Here is a 16910-nt window from a genome sequence, read left to right on the forward strand (position 1 = left end):
TTCGACCAATCCGGCGATCGGTGCGTGTTCTTACCGATGACTACCGGTCGAGCCCCCTGATAAATTCTAAAGTGCTCTATTGCAGTTCATCCCTGAGCCGGGGTAGTTATCGGCTTGGCGCGGAAGGGAATCCCGATGGAGGTTTTCCGTTTCTTGCCGACATAATCTCTTATGAGCGAAGTACTAGTCATAGGGCACCGGAACCCCGACACGGATGCGATTTGCTCGGCCATCGGCTACGCCGAGTACAAGCGGCGTACCGGCATGCTGGAGGCGGTTGCCGCGCGATGCGGGGATACAAACGACCGGATCGACTTCGTTCTCAACACCTTCGGCGTTCCGCCGCCCCGGTTCATTGCGGATGTTTCCCCCAAGGTCCGTGACGTGATGGCCACCCAAGTCGTCAGCGTGCCTACGAAGGCCACCGCGGCTGAAGCGATGTCGGTCATGGAAACCAACAACATCCGGGTGCTCCCGGTGTTGAACGACGACAGCAGCTGCGCTGGGCTGGTCTCCGTGTTCAAGATGAACAAGTTTTTCTTTCCGGTGCGTAACCGTCTTTTCGATTCCCGACGAGTGCAAGCCAGCATGAAGAACATGGCCGAGACCCTGAACGCGAAGGTCTTGGTGGGAAAGGACATGGATACCGAGGAGGATTTGATTCTCATGGTCGGAGCCATGAATCTAGAATCCTTCGCTCAAAGGCTCAAACAATACCCAGCCGACCGGTTGATCGTCCTCGTGGGGGATCGCCTCGAAATTCAAGATCGTGCCATCCGCGAAGGAGTTCGGGCCTTGATCGTGACCGGCGACCTGCCGATCTCGCAGGCCATGGAGGACTACGCACGCAAGCAGCAGGTCACCCTGCTCATCTCTCCGCACGACTCCGTCACCTCGGCGATGCTGTGCCGTGCGGCCATCGCGGTGCATCACATGATGCACGAGAACCTGCTTTTTCTCTTCGAGGACGATCCACTGGACAAGACGGCGAAGCGGGCGATGGCCTCGCAGTTCCTGGGCTTTCCCGTCTTGAATGCCGAGCAGCGGATGGTCGGCTTTTTGTCCAAAACCGATTTTCTCAAGAAGGTGGATCGCCGGTTGATTCTGGTGGATCACAACGAGCTTTCTCAAGCGGTGCCTGGCGCGGAGAACATGGAGATCATCGAAGTGATCGACCATCATCGCATCGGATCTTTAGCCACTCAGCAACCCATCCTGTTCCGGAACGAGCCGGTGGGTTCCACGAGCACGATTGTGGCGGACTATTTCTTCCGGGACGGGGTCGAGCTACCTAAATCCATCGCCGGGCTACTGCTGGCCGGTCTGGTCACCGACACCTTAAATCTGACCTCGCCCACCACCACTCCCAAGGATCGGGACATTCTCCGGAGGCTTGAGAGCGTCAGCGGCATCAACGCCCGCCAGTTTACCGAGAGCCTGTTTGCCACCGGTTCTGTTCTCGTTTCCAAACCAGCCTCGCAGGCGATCACCGCCGACTGCAAGGAATACACCGAACTGGGGGAGACCTTCAGCGTCGCGCAGATCGAAGAGATCGGCTTCGAGCAGTTCTGGAAACGCAAGCTGGAGGTCCTTCATGCCCTCAGTGACTACCGGCTGCAGAAGGGCTATTTATTCGCCGCCCTGCTGGTCACCGATGTTGACCTGCAGACCTCACTACTTTTAATCGCGGGGAGTCTGGATTTTCGCGACCAGATCGACTATGTTGAGAGCGACACGTATGCCGAGCTGGACTGTGCCATCTACGAGCTCCCTGGGATTGTGTCCCGCAAGAAGCAGCTCCTTCCGTATCTTACCCACTGCCTCAAAAAAATGGATGCCTAACAGGCTGGATTTCCGTACCGAGAACCATTCAGTATCCCCCTATGAAATTCATATTAACCACGCACAACGTGACCCTCACCAAGGCGATCGAAGATCATATTCTGGCACGCATCGACAAGCTCGAGCATTATGACCGCTGGGCGGTCGACGCGCGGGTGTCGCTGGAACATGATCATACGCGCACGCCGGAGCGGGCCTTCACGTGCTCCATTCGACTTGGCGTGCGTGGGCCAGATCTCTTTGCCACGGACTCCGAGGAAGATTTGTACGCCGCCATCGACAAGGCTGCCAAAAAGATTGAGCAGCAGATCCGCAAGCGGCATGGGAAGGCGAAAGCCCGGAAGCATACCGATGCTTCCCGCTCCAAACGGAGCCGCCAGGAAGCTGACCTGTAGTCCGGAGACCGATGTTGCTCAGAGCGCGCGTTGTCTTTCCGGTAGGGTCACCTCCGATCGAGAACGGTGCTGTCCGGATCGGTGAGGGGCGTATTCTGGAGGTGGGTCGGTCCGATACAATTCGGCCGACCGCAGGGGCGTCGTGTGTTGATCTTGGGGAGACTATCCTCCTCCCGGGTCTGATCAATGCTCATTGCCACCTGGATCTCACCCTTCTGGCCCGGCATATCCCCCCACCCTCGAGCTTTACCGATTGGGTCAAGCAACTCATCAGCCTGAAAGCGGGGTGGAGCTATACCGACTTCGCACAGTCGTGGCTCACCGGAATGCACCAGCTGATCGAGTCCGGAACCACCACCGTCGGCGACATTGTCACTGTTCCTGAATTGCTCCCTGACGTACTCCCGGTGCTCCCACTGCGGATCACCACCTTCCGGGAAATCATCAGCATTCGCAACCGCGGGCAACCCGACGCCCTGGTCGAGTCCGCCGCTCGAGATCTCGAGAGCGTCACCGCCCCCCTTCGCCACGCCGGATTGTCACCGCATGCTCCTTACTCCACCTATCAAGACCTCGTGGCCAGGGCGGCAGCGGAGTGCCGGAGTCGGGGTTGGCGATGGTCCATGCATCTAGCGGAGTCCATTGAGGAACAGTCGATGTTCCGCGAGTGCACCGGCCCACTGTTTCATTGGCTGAAATCGCAGCGCGACATGAGCGACTGTGGCGGAGTGTCGCCATTCGAATGGCTGGAAGCTACACAGGCTCTCAGCCCGGAGCTGCTCCTTGCCCACGTGAACCTTGTCAACGAAGCGGAGATCAGGCGGCTGGCAACATCGGGTGCTCAGGTGGTCCATTGCCCGCGCAGTCATGACTACTTCCAACATCCTCCATTCCCCTATCACGAGTTAGTCCAGGCAGGTGTCCGTATCTGTCTCGGCACGGACAGCCTAGTCAGCGTCCGTTCCTCTCGCGGCCAACTGCCCACGCTGAGCCTCTTCGCCGAGATGGCCGCATTCGCTCACGCCCATCCAGAGGTCAAACCGAACCGAATCGTGGAACATGCGACTCGCGATGGTGCCCTAGGTTTGGGTTGGAATGACACGGGGGTCTTGGCACCCCGGCTGTCCGCCGACTTGATCACCATTCCCTGGTCGGGCAGCACACGCCAAGCGGCCGAGGCGATCGTCCACCATGAGGGCCCGGTTATCTCCAGTATGGTCGAAGGACAGTGGATCCAAGGTCCGCTCCTATGATCACTCCTCCCTGCCCCTCAACGAGCCGGGTCGTATGGATCACCGGTGCCTCGGGCGGCCTGGGGCGACAGCTGGTGAAGCAGTTCCGGTCGCAGGGCGATATCGTCATCGCGGGTTTCCGAACCCGTCATGACTTCCGCGAGGACACCCACTTGGCAGCCGTTCGTCTTGACGTTACCCAGGCAGCATCGGTCCAGACAGCCTACGAAACGATCCTCGCACGCTGGCAACGCGTGGATATCCTGATCAACAATGCCGGCATCGCACGTGATCGGCTCTTGGCGCAGATGACAGAAGCCGAGTGGGACGAGGTCATGGAGGTCAATCTACGAGGGGCGTTTCTCTGCAGCCGCACGGTCGTCGAGAGTTTTGCGGCCCGACGCTCAGGACAGATCGTGAACATCGGAAGTTTCGCCGCCAAACGAGGCCATTCCGGCCAAGCCAATTATGCCGCAACCAAAGCCGGATTGCTTGGATTCACTCAGTCTTTAGCCCAGGAGTTAGGACCGCATCAAGTGCAGGTCAACGCGGTCTTGCCCGGAGTTCTGCCGACCGGCATGACGGCCGAACTGAGCGCGGAACGGCTTGCCGGTCTCGCCGCGGAGAACGTCCTAGGAAGGCTCAACGATCTGGAGGAGGTCGCCCGCTTCATCGGGTTCCTCACCACGCTCAAGAACGTGTCGGGACAGATCTTCCAGCTGGATAGCCGAATCAGCCGGTGGGTTTAGCTGATCACTCCCGTATGGAGTTCCTGCTTCAGCAGGTCGGGCACGCCATCTCACTTTGAGGCCGCCTCCGCCTAAAGGCGGAACTCCGTACCCAGGACGAAGCCTTCGGGGCATGGAGTTCCTGCTTTAGCAGGTCGGGCACGCCATCTCACTTTGAGGCCGCCTCCGCCTAAAGGCGGAACTCCGTACCAAGGACGAAGCCTTCGGGGCATGGAGTTCCTGCTTTAGCAGGTCGGGCGCGCGATCTCACCTTCAGGCCGCCTCCGCCTAAAGGCGGACGAATGAACTATAAACTTCATCGGATCGTTGCGCGATCAACTACGTGCCAAGGACGGCCAGCTCGGCAGCGAATAAATCCTTCGCCTTCGCCTTGGCATCCGCCAATGACACCTCACCCTTGTCGAGCTTCGCCAAGAGCGCCTTTTGAGCCAAGTAATCCTTGTTGATCACCCCAGCTTTGCTCTGTAGCACGCGCCACGCTTTACGGCGCTCCACCGCGAAGAGCACCATCTGACGACTCACCGCAAAGAACTTCATCTTCCCCCCCTGCTCGGCCTTGATGTAGCAGCCAAAGTTAGCCACGTGGCTCCGATGTTTAGGATCGAAGACGCGACGATGAATCACATCGTCCTGGGTAATGAGTAAAAGCATGTCGTCCAGGAGTAACAATCCGGCGGCCTCCTCAGCCGTGATGCTCTTGACGTGCTTACGGAACCGTCCTTCGGTGATGGCCCAGTGCGCGACACTGAAGTTGTATTCCTCGCCGTTGCTGGCGTATTTAGTGCGCCACCAATCCCGGTCCATACTGGGATTTCCCTTAAGGTCGAGGGCTTCCTGACTAGTCTCGCCCCGTCGCGGGTTGAAGACGAATTCCGGCATCCCACGCGCATCGCGAACCAGCTTCGCCTGATCTGCGCTCATGTTGTCGCCCACCCCATGCTCCGGCTGGCAGGTGGTGTAGCTCTGGAAGAAGGCGGTGCCGCGATACTCCAATCCATCAAGCAGCGCCTTGTAGAGCTTGGCAGCATTGGCCATGGAAACCTGGGCGACGAATGGGGATCCATGTCCGCTGGTGAAAGCCTCGGCCACGTTCTTCTTCTCGATCAGCTTGCCTTGGGAGGCAGCCCCGAACTGATTCATATCGTAGCCGCCCAGCATGGTGGATGAATCCGAGTTCTGACCGCCGGTGTTGGAGTAGACCTGGGTATCCAGCATCAGGATCTTCACGTTGGGCCGGTTCTGCAGAACCACTTTGGAAACATTCTGGAAGCCGATGTCTCCCAGCGCCCCGTCGCCGCCCACCACCCACATCTTCGGCAACTCGCGGATCTCCTGCTCCGTCATGGTCGCGTCGTCCAAGTGGGTGAGCGCGAAATATTCAGCCTCGGAGGCAACGTTCGCCTCTCGGTCCAACAAAGCGTCGGCCAGTCGCTCAGGAACCACCGAGCGCCGAGAGTGCGTCAAAATCAAGGACTCGGCCAACAGCCAAGAAATGGTGGCCCCATCCTGAAACAAGGAATTCATCCAAGGATACGGATGCGGATTCGATGGAGGGGTTGACCCATAGACGGTGTTACATCCCGTGCTCGCCCCCATCATCATGACCGACATGCCGTTTGTCCGGCGTCCATCCACAGCCTGCAATTCCCGGTGATTGAACGCATCCTGTCGGAGTAAGGCGACCATCCCTCCAACGATTTCACCATCGGTGATCGGTCCATGCTTGGCCTCGTAATCCGAGATTCGATGGTTGGTGTCTTGCTCGTTCTCACCGCCAAGGCCCACCACCACATGAGCAAACGTTTTACGGAAGAGTTGGTATTCCGACTCCGACCGCGCCTTGAGGGAGGCCAACTTGGCAGCCCCCTCCTTCTCGAGGCGATCCGCCTTCGCACGCAGTCGATCCGCCTTGCGATGGTAGAGTGGACGCATGTAGGCCTCGGTGACACTGGCACAGGCCCGGAGAATGCTTTTCTCCCCACAGCCCGCACATGCGCCATCGCCGGAGACCAGGGCTTCGTAGTTGCGCCGCACCATCAGATGGTTCCGCAATGCCGCATCGCGAGAATTCGCGGCGTCGGCATCGTTGTAGAGTCCCAAGAACTTTTGCGGGGTGTCGGGAAGCAAGCGGGAAAAGATTTGTGCTGTCGTAAGATCAGCATTGAGTTCCTCCGTCTCAGTGGTCATGCGCAAGGCATCGTGATCACCGCAGACCTGAACGCATTCGCCACATCCCTTGCAAAGATCGCTGACAAAGATCGAGAACACCCCGCCGGCACCGGGCGTCTTCTGCTCCAGGGACCGGAAGATCGCAGGAACGTTGCTATAGGCGAGCGGTAGCTTCTCAATGATTCCGGTGAACTCCGACTTCGTTTGAGCCGTGAGGCCAGACAGCGCCTGAACCTCCTCGCCAATGATTTCTTTCAATGGACGGTTGGTCTTGGCTTTGACCGATTCCGTCATTTTGGCTCGAGCCCGGGCTTCCACACCTGGAAGCTCGTTCATCAGCAGACGGCGTTCGGCGGCGTCGGAAACATAGTTGACTGCAGCGGTCTTGAGGATCGTGGACACATCCTGAGCCGAGTTCGGCAGCGCGGTGTCCGGACAGGCGGTGATGCATTCCATGCATTGAGTGCAGTTCTCAGCGATGTACACCGGCGTCTCACGTCGCGCGTTATACTTGGATTGGGTCGCTCCAGTGCCCGGTCCCATGACCCCGACCGATGCCAGCGCTCCCGCCGGCTGATGGTACCCCAACCCGTTGCGAAACTCGGAATCAAACTTGGCCAGTCTCTGAAAAGGCGCGCGCACCCCCTGAGCTACCGGCGTTGGCAACCCGCCGCATGTGGTCCCGCAACCAGCCGTGGGCAACAAATGCTGTTCCCCCAACGGCGCCACCGGCGGATTGCGCATGGAGGATCGATCGGCTGCCCCAAACTCGCCATACTTGATTTCCTGGACGCGCGCGAACCCTTGCTCCATGACTTCCATGTTCGATGTCACGACCGCATCGCCAAAGCGTCCAAACTTCTTTTGATACTGCTTCTGCACACTTTCGTGAAACTTCTCCTCGGTGATACCGAACTCCTGCAGGAAGGGACTCACCCGGAAGAAGGCACCCAGGAACGAATTGCCCTGCATCCGCAGTTGAAGCTCGGGCTTGTTGGTGGCTTTCCGGGCAATATCGAATCCCGGGAGGATGAACACATGGATGTTGTTGTCCTTAACGAACTGCCGGTACTTCGACGGAATGCGCGTCCAGGCTGTTTCAGCGGTATCGCTCGATTCCCACACAAAGCTGCCGCCCTTTTTGAGTCCTTCGAGCGGATTGGTATGAGTGAACGCCTTGGGATCGCAGCACAGCACCACATCCACGTGGTTCAACTCGCAATTCACCTTGATGCGCTGCGGAGCGACGGTCAGGTAATAGTTGGTGGGGGCGCCCTTCTTTTCAGACCCGTACTTGGGGTTCGCCATGACATAGAGCTTCTCCACGAGAAACCCGTCATCGTCGCGGACCGCGTCGCGTTCGGTAATGTATTCCCCGAAGTCACCCACCAGTTCTCCCAGGTTCTTTCCGGTGGTGATCATTCCCCATCCGCCGATCGAGTGGAACCGCACCGCAATGGCCCCCTCCGGAAGCAGCGACGGCGTATCTTTGCTGATCACCGCATAGGGGTGGTTCACGCCGAGAACAAAAAAGGTCTCGCCATCGGCGGCACTGCGCCCGTCCGTCCGCTTGGTCTGGCCGATGGCGAATTCGTAGGCCCCGAGCGTGTGCTCGGGACGGAAATCGCGCGACCCAATGCCATAGGCGCCACGGAAAAGCCGGGGGGTCTCCTCCGGCTTGAGCGCCGGTAGGGACCCGCCGAACTTGGCAGCCTCGTTGGCTTTGCCGAGCGCTACTCGGATGTCCCGCGCCAGCGGATTGTCGCCGGAGAGGCCTTCATCGGTACGTTCGAGAATGATGACATTCTTGCGTCCGCGGAGCGCCTGAATAATGGCCGCCTCGGGGAAGGGCCGGATGATGTTGATATGAATCGATCCAACCTTGGCGTTGCGTTGCTCGCGGAGATAGTCGCAAGCCGCCTCGATGTTGTCCGCCGCGCAACCTAAGGAAATGAAAACCGTATCGGCATCCTCGGTTTTGTATTCGCTGAGCGGGCCATAGAAGCGTCCGGTGAGCCGACCGAATTCCGAGTAAGCTTGCTCCAGGAAGCCCAGGATGGGCTCATTAAAATTGTTCCGCCGAGCCACGACCCCGTTCATATGATGCTCTTGGTTCTGCACCGGACCGAGCAAGAGAGGGTTCTTCAGATCCATCATCTGCGGAAGCCGTCGGCGCGTGGGCCCGAACAGCTCGCGCTGGGCTGGGGTCGGACACTCAATCTCATCATCGGGTGCACCCAGGAACTCGCGCAGCAATTCCGCCTCCGGCGCCAGGTACATGCGCTCCGAGTGAGTCGTCAACATGCCATCCTGAATGTTCATGCCAGGGTTGAGCGACAACTCACAAACCTTGCGTAGAATCACCGCCTGATCAGCTGCCTGCTGCGCGTCTTTCGACATGAGCATGATCCAGCCAGTGTCCAAGGCGGCGTAGAAGTCGTCATGACCGCAATGCACATTGAGGGCGTGCTTGGTGAGAGCGCGCGCACCTACCTCGAGAACCATCGTCGAAAACTTGCCGGGAGCGTGGTAATACTGCTCCATCGCGTAAACGATCCCCTGGCCTGAGGTAAAGTTCACCGTGCGACGGCCCGTGACCGCAAACGCGGTGGCACCGCCTTGCGCTGCGTGCTCACCTTCCGTCTCCACGGCAATCTTCTGCGCCCCCCAGACGTTCAATTCCCCGTGCGCATAGGAAGACTGGTAGATCTCGCCACCTTCAGTGGAGGGCGTGATCGGATAAAACACACCGCCTTCGGTGATCCGTGTCTCCACATGCTGAGCCACCAGCTGATTGCCGTTGCAGGTCACTCGCACGCCGGGATACTTGGGTTTATGGCGCGCGGTATTGGGCTTGGGGTTGGAGGTGGAATTAGACGAGGGTGAGGAGCCGGAGTTGGCGTTCGGTTTTGTAGCAGCATTTCCAGTCATAACAAGAAACAGCCTTTCCCAAAAACCCCGTCCAAGCGCGAACTCGATGTGATCCCGTGCTCGACGCAGGGTGTAAAGTCAATCTAGGGATTCATCCCGAAGAAACAATGGAAAAGAATCCGGAAGGAGGTCCGCCAACCACGACAAAGTTCCGAAATCCCGGGCAAAATCGAGCACCGGCAACAACGGGAGAATGCTCAGCAAGAAAGGGAGACCCGCTCAGGCTGAGGAGGTTCTGCGATGTCCTAGCCTAGTGGGGACCACCCTATGGACCGCGGTGGCACGACACCGCTGTTCCTTCACGCCGCCCGATGCTCTCCCACTCACGGGTCCGGTTCGTAATCCGTGTCATCCGCGTAATCCGTGGTCCACTTCTGGCTAGGGTTTCTGTAGTCGGTAATACCTGGCTGAAGAGCCTGCCGGAATCAGCCGAGGATTCGTCGACCCATCGGCAACATTCTTCCAATCTGGACGTGAGAGTTGCAGAGTTTCCTGAAGCACATAACCGGGGGCGTTAGGAACCCAGCTAAGCCTCACCCGACCTTCGGGCGCGAGTGCCACGCTGAGCACCGGACCGGTTTGGTCCTGTGATGTCGCGAGAAGTGCCCAAAAACCTCCGACGAGGGAATAATCCCCGCCGGCCAGGGTGGTCCCCGGATCCGGTTGTCCAATCGTTCCACTCAACGAATAGACATCGGCTGAACTCGTCCCGCCACCCCCATCGACCGTAAACCAGTCGATCGAATGGTTCTGCGCATTCACTCGGAGACTCAGAACAACCACTAACATGACTGACCACAACGCCAAGTCGTTTTTCATAATGGTCCAATTTGTCGGAAGGTGGATTCTAGGGAAGTGCTGAAGTTTACCATTCATTCGATCCGGACCTTTCGTTCCCACGCCACCAGTTTCATCGGCTTCGCCGTCATACAGTTACAAAATCAGGGTTGTGTCCCTCACTGATTCTTTCGCAGAGGCGTCCGACTTGTTTCAGGGAAGGTTAAACTTTTTTGGGGAGAGAAGATTCGGTCGTGCGCTGAGAACTCCCTCATCGCTTCGGAACCGGCTTCTGAATATAGGACGCGAGTGTTCCCGCCCGCTCCCGTGGGCATGTCTTGCAGGAGATGGATTCGAAATTTCCTAAGCCGACGGCGGACCCCAACTTTCGTGTATTTCTGCGCGGAGCGGTCACTCTAGAAGTTGGCAGACCACTTGTCATGTACATGGAAGCACTAGCTCAGGAAAAAGTATATACTCGGATCGATGGTGCCGATCTCTGCCCCTCCGTAACGGGGCTCAGAGAGCGGATTCGCGCGATAGATGGCTTACTGCATGCTCCCTGCTTGGAACGTGGATCAACCGACCAACCCTTGGAGATTTCAGAGTGAGGACAACGGACCCCGACTCCGTCGGATCCTGAAAAGCGGTAGAGGTCTACCCGCACTCCAAGACGCTTCGCGAGGCCCTGGACGCTATGGAGTGCTGTAAGCCTCCCTGAGTGTCGCTCCCCATGCTTTTTCATCCGTGTCATCTGAGAAATCCGTGGTCACAGTTGGCGTTTCTGGTCTGAACTCCGATCCGCAACCCACCTTGGGGTTGTCCGCAAACACACCACTCACCCAGGGTAGGCGCTCGTGCCTCACGCCAACCCTGGGCTTTGAGGCGGAATCCCTTTGGGATACGGCGCGGCAACCGGATTCGTAGAACGAAAAGTTGTGGGCAATCCTCAGAGGCTTCTACAGCTTTTGCCCCACCCGACGGCGACGGTAGTTTCCGCGGGCTCGAAAACCCCTTTACCGACTTTCAGCCAGTCACACTCTGAACCCTTTTCGCCTTGCTTTTCAAGGGGCGGAGAGCAATGTGCATCCCGTGCCCAACCCGAAGTTCCTCTCCACGTTTTGTGATGCCCAAGTAGGTATACCTGGATCCTTGTAAGCCCGTCGGTCGGGAAACGCCGTTCTGAGGAGTCGTCGAGCTGGCACAGCGGAGAAGTTATGAGTGCTAAATTGTTTGTCGGAAACCTTCCCTTCAAGGTCACTCAGGAAGAACTGAGCGACCTGTTTACCCCTCACGGCTCAGTCACCGAAGTTCAACTGATGATGGACCGGGTCACCGGACGTCCTCGCGGCTTCGGATTCGTTACCATGGCCTCCACCGAAGAGGCTCAGAAAGCAATCGAAGCCCTCCACGGGGCCGAGTTCGGGGGCCGCGACCTCACAGTCAACCTCGCGCGCCCCATGGAACCGCGCCAGCCTCGCGAGCAACGTCGCTAGCGCCAGCCAGCGCACGGCAGATCCCTAGTCCTCAAGAAGGACCACCTGCTCGTGGGTGTGCAGACCCGCTAGCAGGTCACTCACGCTTTTGCCCTGCCCGGGAAAGATGGCCTGCGGCAAAAGTTCGGCGAGCGGCTGAAGCACAAAGCGTCGCTGATGCGCTCGTGGATGAGGCAGGGTGAGATGAGTCTCCCGACGGGACTCCCGACGGAACCAAATGATGTCCAGGTCCAACGGCCTAGGCTCGTTCAACTGCTTTTTCAAACGACGGCCAAACTCCCTCTCGAGCTCTTGAAGCGCGGAAAGCAACTGCTCTGCACTGACCGATGCGGCAGGCCGCAGCAAGGCCACCGCGTTGACGAACGGCGGGGATCCCGGGGGACAGTCCACCGGCGAGGTTTGCCACAAGGAGGATCGGATCACGGGAGTCTCCGACCAGGCTTGCAGGCGATCGAACGCAGAGCGCAAGACGGCCTGGGAATCTCCTAGATTGGATCCCAGGCTCACCACCGCCAAATCCGACGCATCTCCCATCACTGATGGATGGGACGATCGCGTGGGAGTCATCGGGAGAGAGAGAGCGGGGCGACCTTGCTTTATTTCAACCCGAGCACGTCCTGCATGTCGTAGATGCCCGGTTGCCGAGTGACCACCCAAGCCGCCGCGCGCAGAGCGCCGTTCGCAAAGGTGTCGCGACTGGATGCCTTGTGCGTGAGCTCGAGCCGCTCGCCGACATTGGCATAAATCACCGTGTGATCTCCAACCACGTCACCGCCCCGCATCGAATGCATACCGATCTCGGTTGCAGTGCGCTCGCCAGTAATGCCTTCGCGTCCATGGCGAATCACTTCCGACAGCTGCTGTTTGCGCACATCCGCCAAGATCTCGGCCAAACTGGCGGCCGTTCCGCTCGGCGCATCCTTCTTCAACCGATGGTGCATCTCCACCACTTCCAGATCGAAGCTTGGGCCCAGAATTTCGGTGGCCTTGCGAACGAGCCAGAAGAGCGTGTTCACCCCGGTTGAATAGTTGGAAGCCCAGACCATCGGGATCGCACCGGCGAGCGAGCGAATCTTGGCCTTCTCGGCATCCGAATGGCCGGTAGTACCAATCACCAGAGCCTTGCGCCGCGCCGCGCAAAGTGCGGCGAGATCAGGCGTCACGGAGTGAAAGCTGAAATCGATCACGACGTCAGCTCGCTCCAATAAAGGCTCGATGGCATCGCCGGCATCCGCTTGCGCGGTCACCTGGAGATCGGGCATGCGAGCCGCGCACGACAGTAACGCCTGTCCCATGCGCCCCTTATAGCCGTTGATGAGAACTCGGGTCGGGTTCAAGCCAACTCCCTCCTCTTGGATCCAGCCGCTTTCAGCACCCCACAGGCCCGCAAGGTTTGTTCAAGTTTCTCCCGATTCTTGGTGCCCATCGCCACCAGCGGCAACCGATACTCCTCCTCGATCAACCCCATCATGGCCAAGGCCGCCTTCACCGGGATCGGGTTCGTCTCGATGAACAGGTCCTTGAAGATGGGATAAAAACGGTGATGAAGTTTGCGCGCCGCCTCGACTTTACCGAGACGGAACGCCTTGACCATGTTGGCAACATCGCGGGGAATGACATTCGAAGCAACGCTGATGACACCGTCGGCACCGACGGACATGAACGGCAAGGTTAAGGAGTCGTCGCCTGACAAAATGTCAAACTTGGGTCCCAACACTGCGCGCAGTTGACTGACGCGGTCAGGATTACCACCCGCCTCCTTGATACCCACAATGTTCACGCTGTCCTGGGCCAGCCGATGAACGGTCTCCACAGCAATCTCCACTCCACAACGACCCGGGATGCTATACAGCACAATCGGGAGCTTGGTGGCGCGAGCGATGGCATGGAAGTGCTGGAACAACCCCTCTTGCGTGGGCTTGTTGTAATAAGGAGCCACTTGCAACGATCCATCGGCCCCCGCCTCCTCAGCCGCCTTGGTCAGGTAGATCGCCTCCGAAGTGGAGTTAGCGCCCGTCCCGGCCATGACCTTGGCCTTGCCGGCGGCAAATCGCACCGTGTTCCGGACGATCTCGATATGCTCCTCGAAGCTGACGGTGGGAGACTCGCCGGTGGTGCCAACGGGAACGATTCCGTCAACGCCCCCGCGGATCTGGAGCTTCACGAGCTTCTCCAGCGCAGGAAGATCCAACTTTCCATTTCGGAACGGGGTGACGATAGCGGTATATGTGCCTTTGAACATGCTCTGATCGGTTTCGTTGTTTTCTAAACTGCCGGCGGTCGCCGCCGGATCCTAACTAAATCTGAGGTTTTCGACTAAATCTCGATGCGTCCTGCGAAGGCGAAGTCCGCCGGACCACACAGGTTGACGTCCACAAAGCGTCCTGCCTCCTCCCGGAAACTGACCTCCAATTGATCTCCGCCTTGCACTTGGACGCTAACCGGCGAGGAAAATCCATGGATACGCGAACTCACCAACGCCGCCGCCGTCACGCCGGTGCCGCACGCCAATGTTTCACCCTCCACCCCCCGTTCATAGGTGCGAACGCGGATGGCTCCCGGAGCCAGCACCTGCGCGAAATTCACGTTCGTTCCCTTAGGCTTGAAATGCTCATGGTAACGCAGCTCCGCCCCCAACTGCTGCACCATGGCCTTGTCGGCATCCGGTACGTAGACCACGGCATGGGGAACTCCCGTGTTCACGGAGTGCACCGTCAGTTTGCCGGAGGATGAGGGAACCAGCTGGTTGAGTGCTTCATCCCGTGGGGCAGTCAAGTTCACGGTCACGCGCTCGCCTTGGAAGGTGGCGGTAATAATGCCGGCCCCAGTCTCGAAGGTAGTGCGCTCGCACGGACCAACGACGCGCTGTATGTATCGGGCAAAGCACCGGGCGCCATTCCCGCACATCTCCGCCACGCTGCCATCGCTGTTGTAAAAGTCCCAAGCCCAGTCCGCCTTGCCGGTCCGACTCGGAACCAGCAGCATGACTCCGTCCGCCCCAACGCCCCGCTGGCGGTGGCAGAGACGGACTACTTGCTCCGACGTCAGTCGGATCTTGCCGGAGCGGTTATCGATCAGAATGAAATCGTTACCGGCTCCGTTCATCTTGGTGAACTCCAGAAGCATCCCGGGAAAATAGGGGATCAGGGGCGGCGAGGGAATAGGAATTTCGCCGATCTTTCGCTGGCTTCTCAGGCAGGCTCCCGGCAAGTTATCGACCAAAGATTATGAGCATCAACAAACTGCGCTGGGGAATCATGGGCACCGCCAACATTGCCAGAAAAAACTGGCAGGCGATCCACTTGAGCGGGAACGGCACGGTCACCGCCGTGGCCAGTCGGGACCTATCCAAAAGCCGGCGGTATATCGAAGAAAACCAGCGTCAGGTGCCCCAAGATGCTCCCCCAGAGGCCCTCGGGAGCTACGAGGCCCTGCTCCAATCCCCGAACGTGGACGCCGTCTATATCCCGCTCCCGACCGGATCTCGTAAGGAATGGGTGTTGAAAGCCGCTGCGGCCGGCAAACACATCGTCTGCGAGAAACCCTGTGCCATTTCCCTGCCCGAGCTGCAGGAGATGGTTGCCGCCTGCGCCAAGCATCGAGTCCAGTTCATGGATGGCGTCATGTTCATGCACAGCCGCCGCCTGAACCTGATCCGAGAGGTCCTCGACGCGGGACAGCACGTCGGCACTCTTCGGCGAATCGCCTCGTCGTTCAGCTTTTGTGCACCTGAGGAATTCTTTACCGGGAACATTCGCGGCGATAGCCGCCTCGAGCCGCACGGCTGCCTCGGGGACCTGGGCTGGTACAATATCCGTTTTGCGCTCTGGGCTCTGAAGTGGCAGATGCCCCGCCAGGTGATCGGCCGCATCCTCTCGCAGACCAACCGGGCCGACGGCGCAGGCTCGGTCCCCACGGAGTTCTCGGCCGAACTGTTCTTCGAGAACGGCCCCTCCATGACCTTCTACTGCTCGTTCATCACCGAGAACCAGCAATGGGTGCACCTGAGCGGCACCAAAGGTTCCCTGCTCGTCTCTGACTTCGTCCTGCCGGTCTTCGGCTGCACCGCCGGGTTCACTACCCAGAACCCACATTTCGAGGTGAACGGATGCGACTTCAACATGGAGGGCCGGGTCCGTCATCACGAAGTCCAGGAGTACAGCAACAGCCACTCGACTTCACAGGAGACCATGCTTTTCCAGAACTTCAGCACTCAGGTGTTGAGCGGCACGCTGAACGACGAATGGCCGGCCATGGCAGTCAAAACCCAGCAGGTAATGGAAGCCTGCTTGGAGTCCGCACGAGCGGGGAGCAAACCGGTGAACCTGTAGAGCCGGCCTATTTCGGGCTCGGCAAGGTCCGCCATTCCCGAACCACACCGTCCTGGAAGATGATCTCAGAGCGGACGTAAGGCTGCAGGTAATAGTCCTGAGCCATGTAGGGTTCCGAGTAATAACGGTTCCCCACCCTAACGCCGCGATACGTCCAATAGCGATGCTCTCGCAAGGTCGATCCGTGATAAAGCCAGTGAGTGGTGGCTCCCGCCTGAGTCTCCTGCTGCAAGATCTCTGCAGGTTTTCCTAGGGCGATATAGACCGCATCGGGGCTCATTCCAATCTTAACCCGTCCCTGATCGACGAGTTCGCGCTGCTCAGGGGCGAGAGCGCTATAGGCCCCATAACGTTCCTGTTTGCGCTTCTCGACGGTGCTGGTCGCGCATCCGGTGAAGAACGCAGCGATCAAGACGAGCAAGCAGAATGTAACTCCGCGAGACTGTTGGGCGGTCATGCGGAAAGCATAGCGGCGGTAGGAGCCAAGTAAAGTCAGGTTCGGACGGGGGGAAAGGGCGTGAGACCTTCTTGGAGTGCTGTAGCCCTCTACAGCTTTTCGGTCACCCCCGGAGGGGATCCCAGCTCCGCTGGGGAGACCAAAGCGGCAGAGGGCTGCCGCACTCCATATGTCTCCCCTTCCTCGCGCAGCGTTTGGAGTGCTGTAGCCCTCTACAGCTTTTCGGTCACCCCCGGAGGGGGAACCCCAGCTCCGCTGGGGAGACCAAAGCGGCAGAGGCCTGCCGCACTCCATATCGCTACCGTCCCCCGCGCAGCGTTTGGAGTGCTGTAGCCCTCTACAGCTTTTCGCCACCCCCGGAGGGGGAACCCCAGCTCCGCTGGGGAGACCAAAGCGGCAGAGGGCTCTGAGCATTACCCACAAGTTCGGAGGGCTTCCTCCCTATCCCAACGGGATTGCGCCTCAAAGCCCAGGGTTGGGAGGAACGAGCTACCCTGGGGAAAACGCCATAGAATCCACAACCCCATCGTG

General features: G+C 59.0%; 13 protein-coding genes. 6 read left to right on the plus strand and 7 right to left on the minus strand.

What is annotated here, in order from left to right; all coding sequences use genetic code 11:
• Window positions 1-171 precede the first annotated feature (171 nt).
• The 4 genes from JNN07_14275 to JNN07_14290 are packed head-to-tail and all read left to right on the plus strand — an operon-like array spanning window position 172 to window position 4218.
• Window positions 172-1842 (plus strand): putative manganese-dependent inorganic diphosphatase, encoded by a 1671-nt coding sequence (locus JNN07_14275; protein MBL9168902.1) that lies wholly within the window; start codon window positions 172-174, stop codon window positions 1840-1842.
• A gap of 41 nt (window positions 1843-1883) precedes the next feature.
• Window positions 1884-2237 carry a ribosome-associated translation inhibitor RaiA gene (gene raiA / locus JNN07_14280; GenBank protein ID MBL9168903.1) on the plus strand — a complete coding sequence of 118 codons (354 nt, stop codon included), beginning with the start codon at window positions 1884-1886 and terminating at the stop codon, window positions 2235-2237.
• 11 nt (window positions 2238-2248) lie between these two features.
• Entirely contained in the window at window positions 2249-3490 is a 1242-nt protein-coding gene (locus JNN07_14285) for an amidohydrolase family protein (protein ID MBL9168904.1), read from the plus strand.
• The gene (locus JNN07_14290; protein MBL9168905.1) at window positions 3487-4218 is read left to right on the plus strand and encodes an SDR family NAD(P)-dependent oxidoreductase; all 732 of its coding nucleotides are present in this window, start codon (window positions 3487-3489) and stop codon (window positions 4216-4218) included. Before JNN07_14285 ends, JNN07_14290 begins: the two co-directional genes overlap by 4 nt.
• Window positions 4219-4536: 318 nt before the next feature.
• Here the strand turns inward: JNN07_14290 and JNN07_14295 are convergent, their stop codons facing one another.
• Window positions 4537-9318: a 2-oxoacid:acceptor oxidoreductase family protein gene (locus tag JNN07_14295; protein ID MBL9168906.1), complete on the minus strand. Its 4782-nt coding sequence runs from the start codon at window positions 9316-9318 to the stop codon at window positions 4537-4539.
• Between the two features lie 378 nt (window positions 9319-9696).
• Window positions 9697-10137, minus strand: a complete 441-nt coding sequence (locus JNN07_14300) for a hypothetical protein (protein MBL9168907.1) — start codon at window positions 10135-10137, stop codon at window positions 9697-9699.
• A 1175-nt stretch (window positions 10138-11312) separates the two neighbouring features.
• Between JNN07_14300 and JNN07_14305 the strand changes: the two genes are divergently transcribed.
• On the plus strand, window positions 11313-11591 hold the full coding sequence (locus JNN07_14305) for an RNA-binding protein (GenBank protein MBL9168908.1): 279 nt from the start codon (window positions 11313-11315) through the stop codon (window positions 11589-11591).
• Between the two features lie 24 nt (window positions 11592-11615).
• Here the strand turns inward: JNN07_14305 and folK are convergent, their stop codons facing one another.
• From folK to JNN07_14325, 4 genes are all read right to left on the minus strand, one after another.
• Window positions 11616-12125: a 2-amino-4-hydroxy-6-hydroxymethyldihydropteridine diphosphokinase gene (gene folK, locus JNN07_14310; GenBank protein ID MBL9168909.1), complete on the minus strand. Its 510-nt coding sequence runs from the start codon at window positions 12123-12125 to the stop codon at window positions 11616-11618.
• Window positions 12126-12187: 62 nt separating this feature from the next.
• The gene (locus tag JNN07_14315) at window positions 12188-12928 is read right to left on the minus strand and encodes a 4-hydroxy-tetrahydrodipicolinate reductase (protein MBL9168910.1); all 741 of its coding nucleotides are present in this window, start codon (window positions 12926-12928) and stop codon (window positions 12188-12190) included.
• Entirely contained in the window at window positions 12925-13833 is a 909-nt protein-coding gene (locus tag JNN07_14320; GenBank protein ID MBL9168911.1) for a 4-hydroxy-tetrahydrodipicolinate synthase, read from the minus strand. The genes JNN07_14315 and JNN07_14320 overlap by 4 nt, the downstream gene beginning before the upstream one ends.
• Window positions 13834-13907: 74 nt before the next feature.
• A complete protein-coding gene (locus JNN07_14325; GenBank protein ID MBL9168912.1) occupies window positions 13908-14717 on the minus strand; it encodes a diaminopimelate epimerase in 810 nt (269 codons plus the stop codon).
• 101 nt (window positions 14718-14818) lie between these two features.
• Here JNN07_14325 and JNN07_14330 point away from each other — a divergent pair, with 101 nt between their 5' ends.
• The gene (locus JNN07_14330; GenBank protein MBL9168913.1) at window positions 14819-15922 is read left to right on the plus strand and encodes a Gfo/Idh/MocA family oxidoreductase; all 1104 of its coding nucleotides are present in this window, start codon (window positions 14819-14821) and stop codon (window positions 15920-15922) included.
• Window positions 15923-15929: 7 nt separating this feature from the next.
• Here the strand turns inward: JNN07_14330 and JNN07_14335 are convergent, their stop codons facing one another.
• Entirely contained in the window at window positions 15930-16379 is a 450-nt protein-coding gene (locus JNN07_14335) for a hypothetical protein (GenBank protein MBL9168914.1), read from the minus strand.
• Window positions 16380-16910: the final 531 nt, after the last annotated feature.

It is taken from the genome of Verrucomicrobiales bacterium (assembly GCA_016793885.1).
Classification (GTDB): Bacteria; Verrucomicrobiota; Verrucomicrobiia; order Limisphaerales; family UBA11320; genus UBA11320.

Coding starts and splice junctions, on each gene's coding strand:
- JNN07_14300 (MBL9168907.1), bottom strand. CDS start 10,137: ATGAAAAACGACTTGGCGTTGTGGTCAGTCATGTTAGTGGTTGTTCTG.
- JNN07_14305 (MBL9168908.1), top strand. CDS start 11,313: ATGAGTGCTAAATTGTTTGTCGGAAACCTTCCCTTCAAGGTCACTCAG.
- folK (MBL9168909.1), bottom strand. CDS start 12,125: ATGGGAGATGCGTCGGATTTGGCGGTGGTGAGCCTGGGATCCAATCTA.
- JNN07_14325 (MBL9168912.1), bottom strand. CDS start 14,717: ATGCTTCTGGAGTTCACCAAGATGAACGGAGCCGGTAACGATTTCATT.
- JNN07_14320 (MBL9168911.1), bottom strand. CDS start 13,833: ATGTTCAAAGGCACATATACCGCTATCGTCACCCCGTTCCGAAATGGA.
- JNN07_14290 (MBL9168905.1), top strand. CDS start 3,487: ATGATCACTCCTCCCTGCCCCTCAACGAGCCGGGTCGTATGGATCACC.
- JNN07_14275 (MBL9168902.1), top strand. CDS start 172: ATGAGCGAAGTACTAGTCATAGGGCACCGGAACCCCGACACGGATGCG.
- JNN07_14330 (MBL9168913.1), top strand. CDS start 14,819: ATGAGCATCAACAAACTGCGCTGGGGAATCATGGGCACCGCCAACATT.
- JNN07_14285 (MBL9168904.1), top strand. CDS start 2,249: ATGTTGCTCAGAGCGCGCGTTGTCTTTCCGGTAGGGTCACCTCCGATC.
- JNN07_14295 (MBL9168906.1), bottom strand. CDS start 9,318: ATGACTGGAAATGCTGCTACAAAACCGAACGCCAACTCCGGCTCCTCA.
- raiA (MBL9168903.1), top strand. CDS start 1,884: ATGAAATTCATATTAACCACGCACAACGTGACCCTCACCAAGGCGATC.
- JNN07_14335 (MBL9168914.1), bottom strand. CDS start 16,379: ATGACCGCCCAACAGTCTCGCGGAGTTACATTCTGCTTGCTCGTCTTG.